This is a genomic window from Clostridium sp. AM34-9AC (genome assembly GCF_003480225.1).
Classification (GTDB): Bacteria; Bacillota; Clostridia; order Lachnospirales; family Lachnospiraceae; genus Acetatifactor; species Acetatifactor acetigignens.
Window position 1 is genome coordinate 362 of sequence record NZ_QUIU01000004.1, and the last position, 20,454, is coordinate 20,815.

Genomic DNA, 20,454 nt, shown 5'->3' on the forward strand with positions numbered 1-20,454 from the left:
CATGACACAAGAAAAGCTCCCTCACAGGAAGGAGCTTTGTCTACAGTCTGAGGCATACTCGCGTATGCCTTTTTCTACCGTATCATCCTATAATCAACCTTTCATCTGAGCGGCAACTTCTGCTGCGAAGTCTTCGTTCTTCTTTTCCATGCCTTCGCCAACTTCGAAACGAACAACCTTAGCGATGGTCAGAGCCTTGTTAACGCTCTCCAGGTACTTAGCTACGGTCTGCTTGCCATCCTCAGCCTTAACGTAGGTCTGATCTAACAGGCAGATCTCCTTCAGCTGCTTGGATACACGACCGTCTGCCAGACCCTTGAAGATCTTGTCAGATACGATAGCGTCCTTGTCAGCCATAGCCAGCTCAGCCAGAGCAGCTGCAGCTTCTTTGGACAGAAAGTTGAACAGGTAATTCATGTTGCTCTTCTTCTCTTCGTAGATAGCCTTGTCCTCATCGCTCCATGCAGAACTGTTCATAGCCTTGTCGATCAGCTTGTTCAGAATGGGCTTAGGCAGGGATGCAGGATCGTTCAGAGCTGCGTCAACAGTGATCTCCTGTAACTTAGCCAGCTCTTCTGCGGAAATATCATTTCTGCTGATGTAGGTAGGATTCATAGCTGCTACCTGCATAGCGATGTTGGTCAGTGCTTCTCTTGCTGCGTCATCAGATGCGCCGTTAGCTGCAACGATAACACCGATACGGCCGCCACCATGGATGTAGGATACTGCTACATCTCCGGCTACCTTCTCGAAACGGCGAATGGACAGCTTCTCACCGATGGTAGCAGTCTTCTCTACCAGAGCATCCTTAACGGTTGCGCCTTCGAAAGGAACTGCTAACAGTGCTTCAATATCTTCGCCATCCTTGCCACCCTGTAAATCGGAAGCAAGTGCTGCTGCATTAACAGCCTCTACGAAAGAAGTAAAGGTCTCGTTCTTTGCAACGAAGTCGGTCTCGGAGTTTACTTCGATTACGCAAGCGGTCTTGCCGTCTGCGGAGATAGCTGCACGAGCAACACCTTCTGCTGCGATACGGCTTGCTTTCTTCTCAGCCTTAGCCTGTCCGTTCTTTCTCAGGAACTCAACAGCTGCGTCCATATCTCCATTGGTCTCGTTCAGAGCCTTCTTACAATCCATCATACCAGCGCCGGTCATTTCACGGAGCTCTTTTACCATAGATGCGGTAATTGCCATTTTTTTATCCTCTCTTCTTAATTAATATATTATCCTCAAGAACCCAGACCGTAATGACAGGCATCGCAATCTGGGTTCCTATGCTTTTCTTATGGAATCGGATTATTCAGCGTCAGCTGCAACCTCTTCGATATCCTCAGCCTCGGTAGCAACGTCAGCGTCACTGTATACAGCTTCGCCCTGCTTTGCTTCGATCACAGCATCAGCCATCTTGGAAACGATCAGCTTAACGGCTCTGATAGCGTCATCATTACCGGGGATGATGTAATCCAGCTCTTCAGGATCACAGTTGGTATCACCGATACCAATCAGAGTGATGCCCAGTGCATGAGCTTCCTGTACGCAGATTCTCTCCTTCTTGGGATCTACAACGAAGATAGCGTCGGGAACTCTGGTCATGTTCTTGATACCGCCCAGGTTCTTCTCCAGCTTCTCCCATTCTTTCTTTAACTGAATAACTTCCTTCTTAGGCAGTACATCGAAAGTACCGTCCTGAGACATGGTCTCGATTGCATGCAGTCTTGCGATACGGGACTGGATGGTTCTGAAGTTGGTCAGCATACCACCCAACCATCTCTCGTTTACATAGTACATACCACAACGCTCAGCCTCAACCTTTACAGCGTCCTGTGCCTGCTTCTTGGTACCAACGAACAGAATAGTGCCACCCTGTGCGGCGATCTCGGATACTGCCTTGTAAGCCTCGTCAACCTTTACAACGGACTTCTGCAGGTCGATGATGTGGATACCGTTTCTCTCGGTGAAGATGTAAGGAGCCATCTTAGGGTTCCATCTTCTGGTCTGATGTCCAAAATGAACACCTGCTTCAAGTAACTGCTTCATAGAAATAACGCTCATGTCTTTACCTCCATTTGGTTAAAATCTTCCGCATTTCTTTTCTGCCGGGACGCGTTAAGAACCCGGTTAGCTCTGGCGAAGACCTCTGCATTTTGGCAGGAGCACCATCGTCAAATCGAAAGGCGTGTTTTTTGTCACAACAGTGCGATTATAACATAGGAAAACCCCTATGACAAGGGGTTTTTAATGTTTTCCTGTGATTATTTTAGCAATTTCCTCTTCGGAAGTCCCGGGAGCGATCTCATATGTGCCGGGATTGATACTGCGGCTGTAGCCGTTGTTGCATAAATAATTGTCAAATGCCTTTGCATTCTCCACCAGTCCGGCCTCATAGAGCCGTCTGCTGGCACTGCCGGAATCATCGCCTCTCTGGATTGTTATGCTGGCGGTCTGTGTCCGCTGTGGTGCTTCGGTTACTTCTGTCTCTGCGGTTGTCTCCGGTCCCGCCGTCTTTTCAGGTTCCGCCGTCTTCTCAGGCTCTGGCTCTGCTGTAGCTTCCGGTTCCTGAGTTGTCTCCGGTTCCACCGTAGCCTGTGTCTCTGTGGGAACCGTGGTCTCCGGTTCCGCTTCTATATTGTTCTGTTCCTGTGTCTGCGTGGTTTCCTCCGGTGTGCCTTCCGTCGGCTGTTTTTCACTGTTTTGCAGTGCCGCCAGCGTCAGTTCACTGCTGTCCACCATTCCAAGTTCTGCCGCACGCTCTCTGATCTGGTCATCCGTCATGATCTGGGATGTCTGATCCTGCCGGTTGGAAAAACTGATTCCCAGGATCAATGCCGTCACGATCATACCGATTCCGAGACCTCGCAGATAATATTTTAATTTCATCGATATCTCCGTCCTTAATTCACACGATTACTGTCAGGCCTTATACAGGTCGATCACAAGCTTTACTTCACCGACACCCAGCCCCAGTTCCTTGGCAATTGCCACTGTAGATTTGCCCTGTCTGTGCATTTCCAGAATCTTCTCGTTATTGTTCTGACCTTCTTCTGCGGTCTCCCCCATGAATCCGATCTCCGGGGAGCCGGACGGCTCTATCGTCTCTGCCGGTTCCTGTACTTCTGTCAGCTGTTCTTCCGTCACATTCTCCTTCTGTGTCTTCACGTTCTCTTCCGCTTTGACCTTAGCCTTGTCTTCTGCCGCCTTCACTGCCTTATCCATTTTGGATACGGTATCTTTGATATTGGCATGCTTATTGTTCAGCATATCGTATAAAAACATGGCTTCCTCATGGTTCTTGTGAATCTCCTGCAATACCGTATCGGAATATTCACTCACTGCCATGATCTTTTCATTAGTCAGACGTTCCAGGGAACGTTCCGCCTTCTCCAGCGCATCTTCCGAGGTCTCGTCCATTTTATCCTGCATCTGACTGCGAACTGTCTGCATTTCTTCTTCCATAAGACCTTTGATCTCTTCTTTTGCTGCTTCTTTATTGATTCCGCTTTCTTTTCCGGAAGGCAATAAAAAACTTCCTATAAATATTACGATTCCTGCGATCAGCAGAACCACTTCTAATATACCCATACTGCTTTTCCTTTGTATTCTCAGATCTTAATGTCAAATCCCTGATGCTGTTTCGTCACCACCACACCATCTTTTTCGGAATTTTCTTTTTTCCGGTGTTTACCACCGTTACCGGCATACTCATTCTTTCCTTTTTCCTTGGCATCATACTGCCCCGTATACCAGTCTGCATTATCACTGCTGTGCACTTCTCTGGTCCGCTGTTCACTCTGTTTCTGTGCATGCTCTCCCAGCGTCATCTGTTGAAATGCACCCTTATTGTCTTCATTCTGCTTCATCGTCGTGTAATCCTGCGTTCGCGGGATCGACGCAACCTCCAAAGATCCAAACGACATAAGACATTCCTCTTTTCTGCCATTTTCTGTTCCTTAAACAATCTGCTGCCGGTTACAGTGGTGTGGACTTCACATCTCCGTCAATGCGCTCGAACCGGCAATAATGATAGGTACTCTTCACCTGCATGGAAGAATCTCCGATGATGATCGTAGTACCCGGGTACACTTCTCCCCGTACCTGCACCATGGCCCGCTCCTGCGGATTGAACTCCAGCTGCAGTTCCTGCATACGCCGGTTCTTTTCCTCCAGACTCTTATTGAGTGTCTCCATGGAAGCTGCAGTGTTTCTGATATAGTTGATCTGATCCGGTGTAAAACGGACTCCCTTACTCTTTTTTTCTGCAAAATTCGCAAGGATCGGCTGCAGACTGCGGATATTCTTCACAATCTCGGAGACTTCCTTCTGCATCTTCATATATTCTGCCTTTTTCTCCGGATCCACACCAACTTCCACTACCGTCGGCGCTCCCAGCATTGCCCCCAGCGTCTTAACCTCTATCTTCTGTCCGGCACGTACATGACCGCCGGTGATAAATCCTCGCTTGCCGGTTACCTGGATCTCTGTTGCCGCTATCACATTGCTGTGCAGGATCGACTCCGTGCTGACATAGCCTCCGGCACTGGCTGTAGCATTCTCCAGGAATTTTGCCACAATATTGCCCCCAGCTTTCAGCGTACCCTTTGCCATACCATTCATTCCGCGGGCAATGATGATATTGCCCCCAGCCTCAATGTAGGCACCTTCCACGACACCGCTTATGATCACATTGCTGCCTGCCCGGATGACGAAATTGGAGGAAACATTGCCATTTACCTGCACGCTGCCCTCAAAATCAATATTTCCGGTAGACAGATCCACATTTTCCACTTCGTAAACATCCGATACAAACACCTTTCCCTCTACCAGGGAAACATGTCCGTCTACCAGGGAAGTGAGTCTTCTCCGGTCTTCGGAAATCTCTATATTATGGCCGAACTCCAGATGGGCTTTTTTCACCTGTCTGGGCCGGATCTTGGCACCCTGTACGGTAGTTCCGTACTCTCCCTCGTCCTCCGGAATGACCTCTGCCAGCAGCTGTCCCTTTTTACAGGGATTGATCATGTTCAGATGGAAATAATCCACCGTCCCGTCATCTTTCAGTGTCGGCTGTGCGTGAACATCCGTATTAAAATAATATTTGATATAGGCGTCTGTGCCATGTCTGGGTTCTTTTCCCCGGGCCACTACCAGATCGGTGCAATAAATTCCGTCAGACATAAAATGATCCTGCAGAACACTCATCTGGATGCCATAGACGATGCTGTGATATCTCAGATCCTTGATCACACTGTCCATCGTCGCACGTTTTCCGGTCTGGGACGCCGGATAGAAGCGTATGACTGCCTGCATATTATCCTGACTGACTGTGATCTGACAGCTCTCCTCGATCTCCGGGCAATCCTTTCTCTCCAGGAAGCAGACATTATTCTCTTCCGCAAGAATTGCCTTCTTGAGGGACACAGGATCATAAGGTACGGATTGTCTGTCCAGATAATCCATTACCTCCTGCAGTCTTACGTCCTCTCCTCCATCCTTGGGTTGGAAGATCTGTAATCCATAACCTCCCGGTGTTCTCACCACTTGAAAATAGCCATTCTGCATACGCCTTTTCCTCTGCCTTCCCATCCCGCATTCCATTACGGGTCAACGAGGTTCTACAAAAGTCCCATGTAGTCTCCCATTTTTGTCTTCATTTTCTGTAAAGCACGGGTATGTAGCTGGGATACCCTGGACTCCGACACCTCCAGAATGTTACTGATTTCCTTCAATGTCAGATCCTCATAATAATATAGCGTAACTACTTTCTTTTCCTTTTCCGTCAGAAGTTCCAGTGCTTCTCCCAGAACCTTGGTCAGTTCTTCTTTTTCCACACTTTCTTCCGGACCATCAAAACGTGCTGTCGTATGTCTGCTATAATCCTGTGAGACATCACTTCCCTGATCCATATACTCGTTCAGGGATATCAGGCCGGTGATCTTCATCTGTGACTGCCAGTCCAGATATTCCTCTGAAGAAATTCCCAGTCCCGCTGCAATGTCTTCATCCGTTGCACTGCGTCCCGTGGTCTGTTCCACTTCCTTGATGACCGCGTCGATCTTCTTCTGCCGTTGTCTTATCGTTCGGGGAATCCAATCCATTTTACGGATCTGGTCCAGAATGGCTCCCCGGATCCTCAGACTGGCATAAGTCTCGAACTTTACCTCTTTGAGGCAGTCGAACTTGTCAATGGCATCAATCAGTCCAAAAATCCCGTAACTGACCAGGTCTTCGTAATCCACATTATAGCCCAGATACATACTCAGCCGTCCCGCTACTGCCTTGACTAGCGGAGCATACTCCAGTATCAACTGTTCTCTGGTCTCCGGTCGTTTATTAGCAGCATATTCTTCTAATAACCTTTTCTTACCGGCTTCATCCATTCGAATCGCTTACACCCTTCTGCGCTGTGTCCTCCTGTGACCCAGCAGCTTCTTCCTCTTGTAAAGCCTTCTCTTTTTCTTCCTGCTCCTGTTTTGCCTTCTCTTCATTCTGTCTGTCGAACCGGTCCAGCAACAGCCGGATCACACTTCCAAGACAATAAAACAGCAGCATAACAGTAAAAAGTGCCACAAGACTTGCCAGTAACGAATAACTTCTCACCAGCGTTACGATCCAGGTACACGCACCTGCGATCAGCATCAAAAGCAATGGCATATTCTTTCTGTTCATAATTTACCCATCCGGTCATCCATCCTTAAATGATGGACTCACTCTTTCCTACCGCACGAATATGGAACTCTCCGGTCTCCGGATAAAAAGTTACGGTTCTTCCGTAATTCTTACCTGTATCCTGTGCCAAAATAGGAATACTGATCTCTTTCAGTTTCTTCTTCACAGCCTCCACGTTACGGTCCCCCACCTGCATCATGTCGTTTTTCCCCTGAAACGTGAACATAGTAGCCCCGCCAGCAATCTTGGCAACCATTCTCGCTTTTTTGGCTCCCAGCTTCTCCATCTGTCGTACCAGTTCATCGATTCCGGTATCTGCAAATTTTGCAATGTTCTGACTGCTGTTACGGATCGAAGTGCTGTCCGGCAGCATAATATGTGCCAGACCGCCTATTTTTGTCACCGGGTCGCGGATTGCGATTCCCACGCAGGAGCCCAGTCCCAGAGTTGTCACTCCATCTGGGCTTACACAGGTCTTCAGATCCGCCATCCCTACTTTAATAATCTCGCTCATTCTGCTCCCCTTCTTCTGCGCTCCTGAATCTATGCTACAGGTATTCCCAAAGATTTCAGGATCTTCGGGTAGGACTCAATATCGGGAACCAGAATAAAATATCCGTCGATCTCAACTTCATCGTAAAACTGAGACTGTATCAGCAAAATCTTGTCTCCCAATGTTCCGAATTCAATGGCTGGAACGCTGAGAATAGCTCCTGCCATGTCCAGGGTCAGAGACGGCGGGGTAGGAATGATCTTCAGATTCGTCAACGTGGACAGGGAATTCAGATAAGCTCCCGTGATAATATTGCCGATCTCCTGCATGGCAGAAAACTCGATTTCGGAAAAGCCTTCCTGCTGTACCATATCTCCCAGAATCTTATGCAGAAGATGCTTTGCACTGCCCTGTTCTACCAGAAACATCATGCTGCCGGTGATATCTCCTTCCACTCCCAGGAAGACACCGACCATTACCTGCTCTTCTCCTCCCATCAATGCTCCTACTTCGTTGAAATCCAAAAGCTTTACCTGCGGTACCTTCATATCTACCTTACAGTTCAGCATCTGGGAGAGTGCTGTCATAGCGTTGCCCGCTCCAATGTTGCCAATTTCTTTTAAAACGTCCAGATATGTTTCCGAAACTTTCTCTAAACTCAGATCTCCCATGGATCAGTCTCCTTTATGCATTTTCCTCCAATGTGATGGAATTCAGATCCAACAGAGAGATCAGTTCCCCATTGTGTTTGCCTACACCTGTAATAAAGCTCTTTTTACTCTCAGCGGTATTCTGTGATAATTTCTCAATCTCACTGCTTCCCAGAGTCACTACTTCCCTTACTTCATCCACAATGATTCCTACACTGCCCTGCTGTTCCTGCTTCAGAATGATGATTCTGGTAGCACGGGTCAGTTCGTCTGCCTCCAGTCCCATCTTCACGCGAAGACTCATGACCGGCAGAACCTCACCACGCAGATTGATGACACCTTTTAAATATGCGGGTACCTTGGGCACTCTGGTGATATGCTGCATTCTTACAATATTGTCAATGTATCGGATATCGATACCGTACTGCTCATCTCCGAGGCGGATCACAATATACTGGAAAAAATCCTCCTCAACTTTACGCTCGTCTCCGGCCTTTAAAGTTTCTTTCATGCTAAGTTCTTCCATAACTGTCATCTCCCTCCTTACAGTAATGCGTTGGCATCCAGGATCAGTGCTACTTCGCCGTCACCAAGGATCGTTGCACCACTGATGAATTTGCACTGCTTGATGTATTTGCCAAGAGACTTTATAACGATCTCCTGCTGTCCGATCAGTTCGTCGATAACCAGACCTGCCATCTTATCGCCCTTCTTGACAATGACAACGATCAGGTTGTCCTCAGGGGATCTGGTACTCTCTACATCCAGTACCTCGGTCAGACGGATCAGAGGAATCACGGTTCCTCTCAAGTTGATCACTTCTTTGTTCTCTACCAGTTTGATATCGTTGGGAGAGATATCTTCAATCGTCTGGATGGATCCCAGAGAGATCGCATATTTTTCTCCTCCTACGACTACCATCAGTGCCTGGATAATTGCAAGGGTCAGAGGCAGTCGAATGGTCCAGGTACTTCCCTCTCCCCACTTGGATTTCACTTCCACTTCACCGCTTAAGGATTCGATCTTGGACTTAACAACATCCAGACCTACACCTCTGCCGGAAACGTCGGTCACCTTCTCAGAAGTAGAGAATCCAGGCTGGAACAGCAGGTTGATAATATCCTTCTCAGACATATTAGCAGCCTGCTCCGTGGTTACCAGATTACGCTCGATTGCTTTATTCTTAACAGCTTCTACATCAATACCGTTACCATCATCCCTTACTTCGATGACTACGTTATTACCATCCTGATAAGCATCCAGGAAGATAGATCCCTGTTCCGGCTTGCCACGCTGTGCACGTACCTCTGCGGATTCCAGACCATGGTCTGCGGAATTACGAAGCAGATGCATCAGAGGATCTCCGATCTCGTCTACTACGGTACGATCCAGTTCGGTCTCTTCACCACTCATATACAATTCCATCTTCTTGTCCAGCTTCTTGGACAGATCACGGATCATTCTGGGGAACTTCACAACAACGCTCTCAATAGGTACCATTCGTACCTTCATTACAGATTCATGAAGGTTCGTGGTTACGTTTTCCAGATACTCGATCTGCTCATTGAATGCGGAATTATTGCCCTGGTCATTGCTGGACGCAGCTACCAGAGAGTTCTTGGCAATGATCAGCTCACTTACCAGATTCATCAGGGAATCCAGTTTTTCAATATCTACACGCACGGTACGGTTGACGACCGGCTTATTGGCGGGCTTCTTTTCCGGTGCCTTGGCTGCGGCTACAGGCTTCTTTTCTTCCTTCTTGGGCTGTTCTGCAGCCTTGACCTCTGCCACTGCTTCCTTCTTCTCTTCTACGGGTTCGATTGTTTCCTCTTCCGCATGGTAATTCTTGGTCTTCTCCAGTTCCAGTACCGCACCGGTTACCTGTGCGATCTCAGATACGCTCTCTGCGGACTTGATAATATCATCCAGAGAGTAATCAGACAGAACGATCAGTGTGAAGTCCTTGTCGAACTTCTCATCCTCTACATCCTGTGCGCTGGGCATGGATACGATGATCTCACCTTTTTCCTCCACTGCCTTGAATACCAGGAATGCTCTTGCGGCCTTCAGGATACAGCTTTCCTGTACCACTACATTGATGCCGTATACATTTTTACCCTGCTTCATAGCCTCTTTGATCACACGGATCTGGCTGTCATCAAAAGCAATATCATTCCATTTTTCACCACCGTCTGCGCCGGATTCAGCTGCAGGTGCTGTGGCAGTGGGAGCCTCTTCCTTGGCAGCGGGAGCCTCCTCCGTCTTGCCACCGTTTAAAATATCATTCAGGGCCTTGATCAGATTCTCATTGTCGTTGGTTCCCTCATCAGAGGTCTCCTGAATATTGTTCTTGTACTCTTCCAGAGCATCCAGACACTGGAACAATACATCGATCATTTCCGGTTTTACTTTAATATTGCCGTTACGTACTTCCGAGAACACATTCTCCATGTCATGGGTCAGGTTCTGCATACGCTTGTAGCCCATGGTTCCTGCCATTCCTTTCAGGGAATGCGCGGCACGGAATATCTCATTGATATTGTCCATGTTTTCAGGATCTGACTCCAGTTCCAGAATCTGTGTGTTCAAGTTCTGCAGATGTTCATTTGTTTCATCCAGAAAAATTTCAAGATATTGGCTTACGTCCATCTCTTCCTCCATTCTGCCGGTCACGGTATTGCCGGAAACGGCATATATTGCTTGCTACTTTACTACTCCTACATGCAGTATGATCTCCTGGGCGATCTGATCTAACGGTACTACCTGATCTGCCAGCCCGGCTACGATGATACTCTTAGGCATTCCAAATACTACGCTGGTATCCTGATCCTGTGCGATCACATAGGACTTTTTGGAAGCTTTCAGTTTCCCGATTCCTTCCGTTCCGTCCGCTCCCATTCCCGTCATAACAGCACAGACTACCGAATCAAAGCGGCTGGTCTGCAGGGACTCATACATATAATTGGCACAGGGTCTGACACCTTCCCTGTAAGGTTCCTCCGACAGATGCAGCGTATGGCGTCCAGCCGGGGATGTGACAACATTAAGGTGTTTGCCGCCCATGGCGATGTAGACCCATCCCTTTTTCAGTTCTTCTCCCTCTGCTGCTTCCTTTACATGAAGCTGGCTCAAATTATCCAGCCGTTCTGCAAGGGATGCTGTGAATCCCACAGGCATATGCTGTACTACCAGCACCGGTGCATCCAGATTCGCCGGCAATAAGGGAATCACCGACTGGAGAGATTTCGGGCCTCCTGTGGAACTGGCAATGGCTACGACCTTGCTACCCGACACGCTGACCGGATGATGATTGATGATCTTCATCATCTCTTTTACCGTGCCTTTTTCCTCGGTAAGCTTCGCTTCCTCGGCAAATACCGGCAGTTTGCTGTTCGCTACCACATTCAGTGTCCGCAGGAATTCTCTGCGGAAATTCTCACCACGACAGTCTACTGCGCTGTCCGGCTTATGTACAAAATCCAACGCTCCCAGTTCCAGAGCATCCAGAGTGGTTCTGGCGCCTTCCTTCGTATCGGTGCTGGCCATCATCACACGGGCGGGAATCTTGTATTTACGCAGCTCCTGTAAAAGCTGCAGGCCGTTCATACGCGGCATATTCACATCCAGGACAACTGCGTCGTAACTGTTTCGGCTCAACAGATCGAATGCTTCCAATCCGTCTTTTGCCCGGTCAGCCACCTGGAACCTTATGTCAGTATCTATTATATCACACAGCACTCTTCTCATGAGTGCAGAGTCATCAACAACCAGTATTTTTTTTGGCATTAGTCCAATCTCTCCTTTTTACGACTCTTACGCTCTTCTTCAAAAATAAAGCGGATGATTTCTTCTCTTGTATTTACGTCCAGGTTATAGTACTGTACCCGGTGTTCGAACGTCCCCTTGCGTTTCTCCAGTTCTCTTACCGCCAGTACTTTGCCTACCACCTCGTACTTTTTCTGTTCTCCGTCTTTCACCAGATGATAACTGCACAGGATCAGACTGCCGGGTTCATATCGCTGGGTAGACACAAATCGCAGTCCTCCGCCGCTGATGTCCACGATCACGCTGTGTTTCAAAGGAAGTCCCGGCTGCAGTTCATAAGGAGAATTTTTCTCCAGTGCCTGGATCTCTTCTTCCTCCAGATTTCTGGCACACATATCCAGTGCGCAGCTGAAACGATAATATTCTCTTCTCTGATATTTCCGCAGATTGCTGGTCAGTTCCATGACCAGCACATATACGTTGTTGCTTTTGTACCGGTCTATGATCCTTGCAAAGCACTGGTAGAGGCTGTTCTCCTCGAAAAAGATCATGTCGTATTCCGAGTCCACCGGCAAAAGTATCAGTCTGGTCTGCTCCATGGGCATGGAGATCTCCAGAGTATCCTCCGACAGAATCTGCAGCACCCGGCTCTGGTACACCTTTGCCGTGCTTTCTGCTCCCTTTTCCTCCACCCCCCGCTGCAATGCGCGGAGCTCTATTTTCGATCCTTCTTCCACAAATCTGGATAACATAAGTTCATACCTCTCTTATCTGGACTGTTTTGTAGCTCCATTTCTCGTACCTATAATGTGAGAAAAAAATGCTGCCATTCCGCGCCTGGGCTGCTGCTCCTGCGCTGTATCGTCTTCTTTTTCGCACATTCTCTCTGCGATTCTCTGATAAGCCTGGCTTGCCTTTGCTCCCGGATTCTGTATGGATACGGGTACCTGCTGCATCACCGCCTGCATGACCTGAGGATCCTGAGGTACACATCCCATATAAGTCATGGGAATTTTCAGGTATCTGGTCACGACTGCATTCAGCTTGTCGAACAGTACCTGGCCTTCCTTGATATTACTTACCCGGTTGGCCACCATCATCACCTTCGTGAAATCCTCCTGGAATCTCGGATGTCTGTACAGTGCCTTCAGCAGAGAATAGGAATCCGTGATGGAAGTAGGCTCCGGTGTGGTCACCAGCAGCACTTCCCCGCTGGCCACCAGAAATTCCAACACACTGTCAGAGATTCCCGCTCCGGTATCCACGATAATGATATCCGTCAGGGCATCCAGCTCCGCCAGATTCTGTATGATACAGGTCAGGGCATCTTTTCCCAGATTGGCCATCCCGGCAATTCCCGAACCACCAGAAATAAATCCCACTTCCATAGGGCCCCAGGTAATGATATCACTGATGCTCTTGCCCTCGTAAACCAGATCACACAGGTTGTGCTTCGGTATTGCTCCGAACATGATCTCGATGTTCGCCAGCCCGAAATCCGCATCCAGAATGATCACCCGTTTGCCCATTTTGCGGAATTGAATTGCCAGATTGATGGACATATTGGATTTTCCCACGCCACCCTTGCCGGAAGTAACGGTAATGACTCTTGCAGTAGGTCGTATTTGGTTATTTGCTTTAATGATCCTTAGCTGTTCCGCCTGATCCATTTTTCTGCGCCTTTCTGTAAAAGCTTTACTCCTTGCCTCCAAGGATCTGTTTCACCGTCTTCTGTGGGTTGAATATTTCCATGTCATCCGGAACGTTTTGACCACAGGTCACATATGCGATCGGTGCATCCGTATAAAGCTTTATGTTCAGCAGATTCCCCACTGCTTCTGTTTCATCCAACTTTGTAAAAATCAACTCAAACTTTGCGATCTTTCCGTAACAGTCTGCGATCTTCTGGAGATCCCTGTATTTTGTGGTAGCACTTAATACCAGAAATACCTGATAGTCCTCCGGTCTCTTCAGTCCACCCACCATTTCCTTCATTTTCTCCAACTGTTCCGCATTCTGGTGCGATCTCCCCGCTGTATCGATAAAAATATAATCACAGTCCCAGTAATCATCAATGGCGGTCTGCAACTCCTCCGGTGTATAGATCACGCGGAAAGGTGTCTCCAGAATATTGGCATAGGTCCGCAGCTGCTCCGCTGCCGCAATACGATAGGTATCTGCCGTAAGGAGAGCCACCTTTTTCTTGTCTTCCACACAATATTTTCCTGCCAGTTTGGCGATGGTAGTCGTCTTACCCACACCGGTAGGTCCGATGAACCATACGATTCTCGGTCCATCCTCCGCCGGAGTGATTCCTTCGGATTTTCCGAATTTCAACACCATCTTCTGATAAATATTCGCCAGTAGATAATCAAAGGGAAGATCCGCTTTCTTTGTCTTGGAAGCATCCTCCAGAATACTGTTGACATATTTTTCATCCATCTCATTATCCAGCATTTTGTTATACAGCAGACGGATGAACTTATCCTGCTCCGGATTCTGCTCGTCCTCTTTTTCTTCCTGCTTTTCCACTGCCGCTTCCGCTTCGCTGTCCAAAGCTTCTTTCTGTGCTTCCGCTGCCTTCTCCGTATTTGCAGCTACCGGTCTGCTGTTTAACTGACTTTCCAAAAGCGTCTGCAGACTATCCAGCTTTTTTTCTATATTTTCCGTGCTGTTTTTCATCGATACCGTCTTCGCCGTACCTACACCTGCCCCGGAAGCTTCCGTACGATTCAGACTGTTTACCACAGATTTCTGGGGGGACTCATCCTCCAGCGCAGCGGTCACCTCGATCTGCTTCGGTGACAGAAAGGAGAACAGCCCTTTCTTTTTCACTTCACGGACATTCATGATCACCAGTCCGTTTCCCAATTCTTTTTTCGCAGCCTCTGTCGCCTCTGCTTCTGTTTTCCCGGTAAATTTCTTAATTATCATACTGTTCCTCGTTCCTGTGTCGGTTCAATGCGCTTAATATCTTAAGCTGTGACCATACCCACAGACTGTAATTCCACATTCGATTCTACTTCGTTGTAAGACACTACGACCAGATCCGGATAATAATCTTCGGTCAGCCGCTTGAAATACATTCTTACGATCGGTGATGTCATGATAATGGGGGTCTTTCCCATGTTTTCCAGCTTTTTGATCTCTTCTCCCACCGCATTGAGAATTGCTTTGCTTCTGGCGGGATCCAGATTCAGGAAAGCTCCTGTCTCTGTCTGTTTTACGCTTCCCATGACTTCCTGCTCGATCTTTGGATCCAGCGTCAGCACACTGGTAGTCTCGTGGGAAGGGAAATACTTGGTGGAGATTGCTCTCTTTAAGCTCTGTCTCACATACTCCGTCAGGATATCGGTATCCCTTGTCGTCGGTGCATAATCCGCCAGAGTCTCCAGAATCGTCAGCAGATCCCGGATGGAGATTCCCTCCCGCAACAGATTCTGCAATACTTTCTGGATCTCGCCCAGTCCCAACAACTTTGGTACCAGCTCGTCCACCAGAGAAGGATTGTTCTCTTTGACATTGTTAATAAGGTTCTGGACATCCTGTCTGGTCAGCAGCTCCGCAATGTGCTGGCGGATGATCTCCGTCAGATGCGTTGCAATGATGGATGGAGGATCTACTACGGTATAGCCCAGACTCTCCGCCCGCTCTCTCTGACCTTCCGTGATCCAGATAGCCGGCAGATGGAAGGATGGTTCGAAGGTAGGAATACCCGTAATCTCTTCTTCCACATAACCGGGATTCATTGCCATATAATGGTCAAACAGGATCTCTCCCTCACTGACCTGAATACCTTTGATCTTGATGATATACTGGTTCGGATTCAACTGGATATTATCACGCAGACGGATAATCGGCACTACCGTACCAAGTTCCAGCGCGATCTGTCTTCGGATCATAACCACACGATCCAACAGGTCACCACCCTGGTTCACATCCGCCAGCGGAATGATACCGTAACCGAATTCCAGCTCGATAGGATCCACCTGCAGGAGACTGTTGACATTTTCCGGCTGCCGGATCTCCTCCGCCGCAGCTTCTTCGCTGTCCACCTCCTGCTCGATCTGGGCTGCTTCTATCGTACCCTCGATATTTCTTGCTACGATGATAAATACCAGTCCCAGTCCCACGAACAGGATCGTATTCAGTTCCGTCACAAATCCCAGAATTGCCAGCATGGCTCCCACCAGGTACAGACCCTTGGGTACACCAAACAACTGGCTTACCAGTGTCGTACCGAAGTCAGCATCCTTGCTTCCCTTGGTCACCAGAATACCGGTGGACAGTGAGATCAACAGGGAGGGGATCTGGCTTACCAGACCGTCGCCGATAGTCAGGATAGTGTATTTATTCAACGCACTGGTGATATCCATGCCCTGCCTCGTCATTCCCATGATGATACCGCCCACAATATTGATGGTGGTGATCAGAAGACCCGCAACCGCATCTCCTTTTACGTATTTTACAGCACCATCCATGGAACCGAAAAAGCTTGCCTCTTCCTGGATCTTCTCTCTTCTCTTCTTCGCTTCCGCATCTGTAATGGCTCCGGTGTTCAGATCCGCATCAATAGCCATCTGCTTACCGGGCATTGCATCCAGAGTAAATCTCGCTGTTACTTCGGATACACGTTCAGAACCTTTGTTGATGACCATGAACTGGATCAGGATCAGAATAATGAAGATAATGACACCGATGACCAGATCACCGCCACCTACGAACTCACCGAAGGTTTCCACGACATTACCTGCATTACCGTCTCTCAGGATCAGACGGGTGGATGAGGTATTCAGCGCAATACGGAAGATTGTGGTAAACAGCAGCATCGTAGGGAAGAAGGACATATCCAGTACTTCCTTACTGAACATCGTGGCGAACAGGATTGTCAGCGCCACGGAAATATTAATTGCTAACAGAATATCCAGCAGCCAGGAGGGAATCGGCACAATAAACATGATAATGGCAGCCATGATATAAATTGCTACCGCCACATCCGCTTTTTTCATTTTCATCTGTGCCTGACCTCCTTTCTCTTTTTGTGTATTTTCATCTTTTTCTAATATTTATGATTCTTCTTTATACTTTCCCCTGCAGATGATATACAAACGCCAGGACTTCTGCTACCGCCTGGTACAGTTCCGGCGGCACCGCCTGTCCCACATCCACGTTTGCATACAGCATTCTGGCAAGTGGTTTGTTTTCTACGATTTCTATCTGATGCTCCCTGGCGATCTCTTTGATCTTCGCTGCCAGATAATCCTCACCTTTTGCAATCACAATAGGGGCATCCGCCACCTCCGGATCGTATTTGATCGCTACAGCATAATGGGTGGGGTTCGTGATGACCACATCCGCCTGGGGCAGATTCTGCATCATTCTGCGCCGGGAAGCTTCCTGCATCTTCTGCCGGATACGGCCCTTAATCTGCGGATCACCTTCCTGTTGCTTGTACTCTTCCTTGATCTCCTGCTTGGTCATTCGCATGTCTTTGCTGAATTTATACTTCTGGTAGATAAAGTCAGCAGCGGCGATGATCATATAGACCAGCGACACCCGGATCCCCAGATCTGTCACTATTTCACCAATCAATGCAATAGACTGCATCAAATCCATATCATACAATGAAAACAGCAGAGGCCATTTATCCTTCAGATAATTATAACATATGTAAGTGATCAATCCAATCTTCAGAATGGACTTGATCAGTTCCACCAACGCATTGACAGAAAAAATTCTTTTGAAGCCCGAAAGCGGGTTCAATTTACTGAACTTGGGCTGTAGCGGTTTTCCCGTAGGCTTCCAGCCCACCTGTATTACATCGCTCAAAAATGCCACCACTAATCCCAGCAAAAGGATCGGTGCCATAATGATGATGGCTTGTAAAAGCATCTGCCGGAATGCGACTGCGGTATCCTGCTGTGGCATGTTACCGTGCCAGAAAGTCACCACCTCGGGAATTCTCCCGTAAATGACGCTGAACACATTTATAAACTGATACCCCATGTGTCCCACCCATATTTTCAATACCAGAAATACCGTCAGCAGACCCAGCCCGTTGGCAATCTCACGGCTTTTGGCAACCTGACCTTCTTTTCTGGCATCAGACAGCTTTTTCTCGGTAGCAGGCTCTGTCTTCTCTCCGCCCTGTCCTTCTGCTGCGAAGAATTGCAGATCATATTCCAGGATCACATCATACCTCCGATAAAAGATACTACCATCTTTTTCATTTCCTGATAGACAAAATCTGCAGCCCCCGGAAGCATCCCGGTGGTAAGGAACATCGCCGTCAGTCCCGCCAGAACCTTCAGCTGAATACCTACTGCAAACATATTCATCTGGGGAGATACCTTGGCCAGCACTCCCAGGATTGCATTCAGAAGCAATATCACACAAAAAATCGGCAATACAATACGAAAGCCGATCAGGATATAATCACTCATAAATTCTGTCATGGACTGCAGCAGACTGTCTGCGTGGAACACTACCCCGTTCACCGGGATCAATGTAAAACTATCTGCCAAAGCTCCGAAGAGATACCGGTACATTCCGGAAGCGATCAGCATCAGCATAAAAGAATACTGATACAAGACACCGGTAATGCTGGTGGTCTCTTTCGTAGCCGGATCCAGTAACGTAGCCATGGACAGGCCTGTCTCCATGTCAGCAATGGAACCGGCAAAATTCACGACTGCCATACAGATATTGGCCCCGAAACCGATCAGTAGCCCGGCAATTGCCTCTTTCATGACGATCACCGCATATTCCATCACAGTGTCAACAACTACCGCATCCACCGGCGTCAGCGTCTCATATAGCAGCCACGCCGTAAAAAAGCTGATGCCGATCCGGATTCTGGCCGGGGTATCATTCATCCCGAAATAAGGTGCTATATATACAAAGCAGGATACTCTTACGAATATCAGCAGAAAATATTCAAGATCATATATTGAAAAAGAAAGATCTACCATATTTCTTCCCGTCACCTATGTACATACTGGCTGAAACTTGACCACAATTGCACCGTGTACTCCACCATCGTGTTCATCATCCAGTGTCCGATAACCATCAGACACAAAAAGATGGCAACGATCTTCGGTACAAAGGTCAGTGTCTGCTCCTGAATGGAAGTCACTGTCTGGAAAATACTGATGACCAGACCAACAACCAGGGATACCAGCAACACCGGCAGGGATACCTTGATGATCACATATAACGCATTATTCGTCATTTCCGATACTGCATCTATCGTCATAGCAAAACCTCATCTTACGAATCTAATAAAATGTCTGTACCAGTTGCCCTATGATCAGTGCCCAACCGTCTGCCAGTACGAACAGCAGGATCTTGAAGGGCATGGAGATCGTCGTCGGCGGCAGCATCATCATACCCATACTCATCAGAGTGGATGCCACTACCATATCAATTACAATAAAAGGAATATAGATCGTAAAGCCGATCCAGAACGCAATTCGCAGTTCGCTGATCATAAAGCTGGGAACCAGCACGGAATTCGGAATATCCTCCAGGGTTCCGTCCCACTCCTGTCCTGCGATATCCATGAACAGTTCCACATCCTTCACCTGAGTCTGTGGATACATAAATTCCCGTAAGGGTGCCATGCCTTTTTCCAGAGCCTCATCCTGATCGATCGTGCCCTCCTCAAAAGGCTGGATTGCTTCCTCATTGATCCTCGTGATCGTAGGCTCCATAATGAAAAATGTCAGGATCAGTGCCAGTCCGATCAGGATCTGGTTCGGCGGTGCCGTCTGGGTATTCAGTGCAGACCTGGTAAAATGCAGCACGATGATGATCCTCGTAAAAGAGGTCATCATGATAATAATGGTCGGTGCCAGTGCGATCAGCGTCAGAGTGATCAGAATCCGAAGCGCACCGTTGATCTGTCCGTTACCGTTATTGTAGGTAATGCTGACAGTATTCGCCGTATTCAGCTGTCCTACCTCTTCCGGGGTCGTGGCTGTTCCCGCCGGATTGATCACCGTGGAAACTTCCGTATCTCCCGTCAGATGACGCTCCGATGCCTGCACCTTTACCGGCGTACAAATACACAATATGCCTACCGTGACCAGCAGGCATACCATATAGATAATCGTCTTTAATTTTATACTTGCATCAATGATCTTTCTCTTCATTCTCTTTCTTCGCCGCACGTTCCAATAATTCCCGGAACCCGGAAGTACTTTCCAATGTAGTCTTACCTTTAAGTTGTTCTGCAGGAATCTGTCCCAGGGCCGTTACGGTATCCTTGCAGACCGCAATGGCAAAATAAGACTCACCGATCCGGACCAGCTGAATGTATTTGTTATTTGCGATCCGAACGGTCTCTCTCACTTCAATATTGCCTGCCGCTCCCTGTTGTTTCTGGTATCCTGCGATCCATTTCGTTACCAATGCGGTTACCGCCAGTACTGCCACAAAGATGAACAATACTGTAATGAACTGGGCATAACTGTCTGCTTTTCCGGTAAGTATGATCATTAACCCACTACCTTTTTCACAGCTTCAATAACACGTTCTGCCTGAAAAGGTTTTACAATGAAATCTTTGGCACCGGCCTGGATAGACTCGATAACCATTGCCTGCTGGCCCATTGCAGAACACATGATAACCTTAGCGCCACCGTCTAACTTCTTGATCTCCTTCAGTGCCTGGATGCCGTCCATCTCAGGCATGGTGATGTCCATCAGAACCAGATCGGGATTCACTTCCTTGAACTTCTCCACTGCCTTCATTCCGTTCTCTGCTTCTCCTGCAACATTGTAACCGTTCTTGGTCAGAATGTCCTTAATCATCATTCTCATGAACGCTGCATCATCGCAGATCAAAATATTCTTTGCCATTTAATTTCCCTCCATTTGT

Annotated in this window: 23 protein-coding genes; all 23 read right to left on the reverse strand. The window is 48.0% G+C overall.

Translation table 11 applies throughout. The features are described 5' to 3' along the window. Positions 1-93: 93 nt before the first annotated feature. The gene (gene tsf / locus DW835_RS03255) at positions 94-1,194 is read right to left on the reverse strand and encodes a translation elongation factor Ts (RefSeq protein WP_022313053.1); all 1,101 of its coding nucleotides are present in this window, start codon (positions 1,192-1,194) and stop codon (positions 94-96) included. Positions 1,195-1,296: 102 nt separating this feature from the next. Further along, a complete protein-coding gene (gene rpsB, locus DW835_RS03260; RefSeq protein WP_022153930.1) occupies positions 1,297-2,052 on the reverse strand; it encodes a 30S ribosomal protein S2 in 756 nt (251 codons plus the stop codon). Positions 2,053-2,235: 183 nt separating this feature from the next. Next, positions 2,236-2,877, reverse strand: coding sequence for a hypothetical protein (locus DW835_RS03265; protein ID WP_118730684.1), 642 nt, complete (start codon positions 2,875-2,877; stop codon positions 2,236-2,238). A 33-nt stretch (positions 2,878-2,910) separates the two neighbouring features. Beyond that, a complete protein-coding gene (locus tag DW835_RS03270; RefSeq protein ID WP_118502488.1) occupies positions 2,911-3,579 on the reverse strand; it encodes a DUF6115 domain-containing protein in 669 nt (222 codons plus the stop codon). A 20-nt stretch (positions 3,580-3,599) separates the two neighbouring features. After that, positions 3,600-3,914, reverse strand: coding sequence for a hypothetical protein (locus tag DW835_RS03275; RefSeq protein ID WP_022313056.1), 315 nt, complete (start codon positions 3,912-3,914; stop codon positions 3,600-3,602). 52 nt (positions 3,915-3,966) lie between these two features. Then, positions 3,967-5,556, reverse strand: a complete 1,590-nt coding sequence (locus DW835_RS03280) for a FapA family protein (protein WP_182430224.1) — start codon at positions 5,554-5,556, stop codon at positions 3,967-3,969. A 53-nt stretch (positions 5,557-5,609) separates the two neighbouring features. Beyond that, positions 5,610-6,374, reverse strand: a complete 765-nt coding sequence (locus DW835_RS03285) for a FliA/WhiG family RNA polymerase sigma factor (RefSeq protein ID WP_117467244.1) — start codon at positions 6,372-6,374, stop codon at positions 5,610-5,612. Continuing rightward, positions 6,367-6,663, reverse strand: a complete 297-nt coding sequence (locus tag DW835_RS03290; RefSeq protein ID WP_022313059.1) for a hypothetical protein — start codon at positions 6,661-6,663, stop codon at positions 6,367-6,369. Before DW835_RS03290 ends, DW835_RS03285 begins: the two co-directional genes overlap by 8 nt. A 25-nt stretch (positions 6,664-6,688) precedes the next feature. Next, positions 6,689-7,177 carry a chemotaxis protein CheD gene (locus DW835_RS03295; RefSeq protein WP_117467246.1) on the reverse strand — a complete coding sequence of 163 codons (489 nt, stop codon included), beginning with the start codon at positions 7,175-7,177 and terminating at the stop codon, positions 6,689-6,691. Positions 7,178-7,206: 29 nt separating this feature from the next. Continuing rightward, on the reverse strand, positions 7,207-7,827 hold the full coding sequence (locus DW835_RS03300) for a chemotaxis protein CheC (protein ID WP_117467248.1): 621 nt from the start codon (positions 7,825-7,827) through the stop codon (positions 7,207-7,209). Positions 7,828-7,840: 13 nt separating this feature from the next. Further along, positions 7,841-8,332: a chemotaxis protein CheW gene (locus DW835_RS03305; RefSeq protein ID WP_022313062.1), complete on the reverse strand. Its 492-nt coding sequence runs from the start codon at positions 8,330-8,332 to the stop codon at positions 7,841-7,843. A gap of 17 nt (positions 8,333-8,349) precedes the next feature. Then, positions 8,350-10,458, reverse strand: coding sequence for a chemotaxis protein CheA (locus DW835_RS03310; RefSeq protein ID WP_118730685.1), 2,109 nt, complete (start codon positions 10,456-10,458; stop codon positions 8,350-8,352). A gap of 54 nt (positions 10,459-10,512) precedes the next feature. Next, positions 10,513-11,595 (reverse strand): chemotaxis-specific protein-glutamate methyltransferase CheB, encoded by a 1,083-nt coding sequence (cheB, locus tag DW835_RS03315; protein ID WP_117467250.1) that lies wholly within the window; start codon positions 11,593-11,595, stop codon positions 10,513-10,515. Continuing rightward, complete coding sequence (locus DW835_RS03320; protein WP_022313065.1) at positions 11,595-12,326, reverse strand: flagellar brake domain-containing protein; 732 nt, start codon at positions 12,324-12,326, stop codon at positions 11,595-11,597. Before DW835_RS03320 ends, cheB begins: the two co-directional genes overlap by 1 nt. A 15-nt stretch (positions 12,327-12,341) precedes the next feature. Then, entirely contained in the window at positions 12,342-13,244 is a 903-nt protein-coding gene (locus DW835_RS03325; protein ID WP_118730686.1) for a MinD/ParA family protein, read from the reverse strand. 25 nt (positions 13,245-13,269) lie between these two features. Further along, positions 13,270-14,508, reverse strand: coding sequence for a flagellar biosynthesis protein FlhF (flhF, locus tag DW835_RS03330; RefSeq protein WP_118730687.1), 1,239 nt, complete (start codon positions 14,506-14,508; stop codon positions 13,270-13,272). Between the two features lie 41 nt (positions 14,509-14,549). Continuing rightward, complete coding sequence (gene flhA, locus DW835_RS03335; RefSeq protein WP_118730688.1) at positions 14,550-16,589, reverse strand: flagellar biosynthesis protein FlhA; 2,040 nt, start codon at positions 16,587-16,589, stop codon at positions 14,550-14,552. 64 nt (positions 16,590-16,653) lie between these two features. Further along, positions 16,654-17,766, reverse strand: coding sequence for a flagellar biosynthesis protein FlhB (flhB, locus tag DW835_RS03340; RefSeq protein WP_347559351.1), 1,113 nt, complete (start codon positions 17,764-17,766; stop codon positions 16,654-16,656). After that, positions 17,763-18,545 carry a flagellar biosynthetic protein FliR gene (fliR, locus tag DW835_RS03345; protein WP_117467258.1) on the reverse strand — a complete coding sequence of 261 codons (783 nt, stop codon included), beginning with the start codon at positions 18,543-18,545 and terminating at the stop codon, positions 17,763-17,765. The genes flhB and fliR overlap by 4 nt, the downstream gene beginning before the upstream one ends. Positions 18,546-18,556: 11 nt before the next feature. Beyond that, a complete protein-coding gene (gene fliQ / locus DW835_RS03350; protein ID WP_022313070.1) occupies positions 18,557-18,829 on the reverse strand; it encodes a flagellar biosynthesis protein FliQ in 273 nt (90 codons plus the stop codon). A gap of 22 nt (positions 18,830-18,851) precedes the next feature. Next, positions 18,852-19,727 (reverse strand): flagellar type III secretion system pore protein FliP, encoded by an 876-nt coding sequence (fliP, locus tag DW835_RS03355; RefSeq protein ID WP_243037028.1) that lies wholly within the window; start codon positions 19,725-19,727, stop codon positions 18,852-18,854. Beyond that, positions 19,708-20,073, reverse strand: a complete 366-nt coding sequence (locus tag DW835_RS03360) for a flagellar biosynthetic protein FliO (RefSeq protein WP_022313072.1) — start codon at positions 20,071-20,073, stop codon at positions 19,708-19,710. The genes fliP and DW835_RS03360 overlap by 20 nt, the downstream gene beginning before the upstream one ends. Next, on the reverse strand, positions 20,073-20,435 hold the full coding sequence (locus DW835_RS03365; RefSeq protein WP_022313073.1) for a response regulator: 363 nt from the start codon (positions 20,433-20,435) through the stop codon (positions 20,073-20,075). Before DW835_RS03365 ends, DW835_RS03360 begins: the two co-directional genes overlap by 1 nt. Between the last annotated feature and the right edge of the window lie 19 nt (positions 20,436-20,454).

Excerpts from the sequence above, each read along its gene's own strand:
- DW835_RS03295 (WP_117467246.1), bottom strand. The coding sequence starts at position 7,177 with ATGAGCGAGATTATTAAAGTAGGGATGGCGGATCTGAAGACCTGTGTA.
- rpsB (WP_022153930.1), bottom strand. The coding sequence starts at position 2,052 with ATGAGCGTTATTTCTATGAAGCAGTTACTTGAAGCAGGTGTTCATTTT.
- DW835_RS03285 (WP_117467244.1), bottom strand. The coding sequence starts at position 6,374 with ATGGATGAAGCCGGTAAGAAAAGGTTATTAGAAGAATATGCTGCTAAT.
- DW835_RS03360 (WP_022313072.1), bottom strand. The coding sequence starts at position 20,073 with ATGATCATACTTACCGGAAAAGCAGACAGTTATGCCCAGTTCATTACA.
- DW835_RS03280 (WP_182430224.1), bottom strand. The coding sequence starts at position 5,556 with ATGCAGAATGGCTATTTTCAAGTGGTGAGAACACCGGGAGGTTATGGA.
- DW835_RS03290 (WP_022313059.1), bottom strand. The coding sequence starts at position 6,663 with ATGAACAGAAAGAATATGCCATTGCTTTTGATGCTGATCGCAGGTGCG.
- fliQ (WP_022313070.1), bottom strand. The coding sequence starts at position 18,829 with ATGACGATAGATGCAGTATCGGAAATGACGAATAATGCGTTATATGTG.
- flhF (WP_118730687.1), bottom strand. The coding sequence starts at position 14,508 with ATGATAATTAAGAAATTTACCGGGAAAACAGAAGCAGAGGCGACAGAG.
- cheB (WP_117467250.1), bottom strand. The coding sequence starts at position 11,595 with ATGCCAAAAAAAATACTGGTTGTTGATGACTCTGCACTCATGAGAAGA.
- fliP (WP_243037028.1), bottom strand. The coding sequence starts at position 19,727 with ATGAAGAGAAAGATCATTGATGCAAGTATAAAATTAAAGACGATTATC.
- DW835_RS03305 (WP_022313062.1), bottom strand. The coding sequence starts at position 8,332 with ATGGAAGAACTTAGCATGAAAGAAACTTTAAAGGCCGGAGACGAGCGT.
- DW835_RS03300 (WP_117467248.1), bottom strand. The coding sequence starts at position 7,827 with ATGGGAGATCTGAGTTTAGAGAAAGTTTCGGAAACATATCTGGACGTT.
- tsf (WP_022313053.1), bottom strand. The coding sequence starts at position 1,194 with ATGGCAATTACCGCATCTATGGTAAAAGAGCTCCGTGAAATGACCGGC.
- DW835_RS03365 (WP_022313073.1), bottom strand. The coding sequence starts at position 20,435 with ATGGCAAAGAATATTTTGATCTGCGATGATGCAGCGTTCATGAGAATG.
- DW835_RS03265 (WP_118730684.1), bottom strand. The coding sequence starts at position 2,877 with ATGAAATTAAAATATTATCTGCGAGGTCTCGGAATCGGTATGATCGTG.
- DW835_RS03275 (WP_022313056.1), bottom strand. The coding sequence starts at position 3,914 with ATGTCGTTTGGATCTTTGGAGGTTGCGTCGATCCCGCGAACGCAGGAT.
- DW835_RS03270 (WP_118502488.1), bottom strand. The coding sequence starts at position 3,579 with ATGGGTATATTAGAAGTGGTTCTGCTGATCGCAGGAATCGTAATATTT.
- DW835_RS03325 (WP_118730686.1), bottom strand. The coding sequence starts at position 13,244 with ATGGATCAGGCGGAACAGCTAAGGATCATTAAAGCAAATAACCAAATA.
- flhA (WP_118730688.1), bottom strand. The coding sequence starts at position 16,589 with ATGAAAATGAAAAAAGCGGATGTGGCGGTAGCAATTTATATCATGGCT.
- fliR (WP_117467258.1), bottom strand. The coding sequence starts at position 18,545 with ATGGTAGATCTTTCTTTTTCAATATATGATCTTGAATATTTTCTGCTG.
- DW835_RS03310 (WP_118730685.1), bottom strand. The coding sequence starts at position 10,458 with ATGGACGTAAGCCAATATCTTGAAATTTTTCTGGATGAAACAAATGAA.
- DW835_RS03320 (WP_022313065.1), bottom strand. The coding sequence starts at position 12,326 with ATGTTATCCAGATTTGTGGAAGAAGGATCGAAAATAGAGCTCCGCGCA.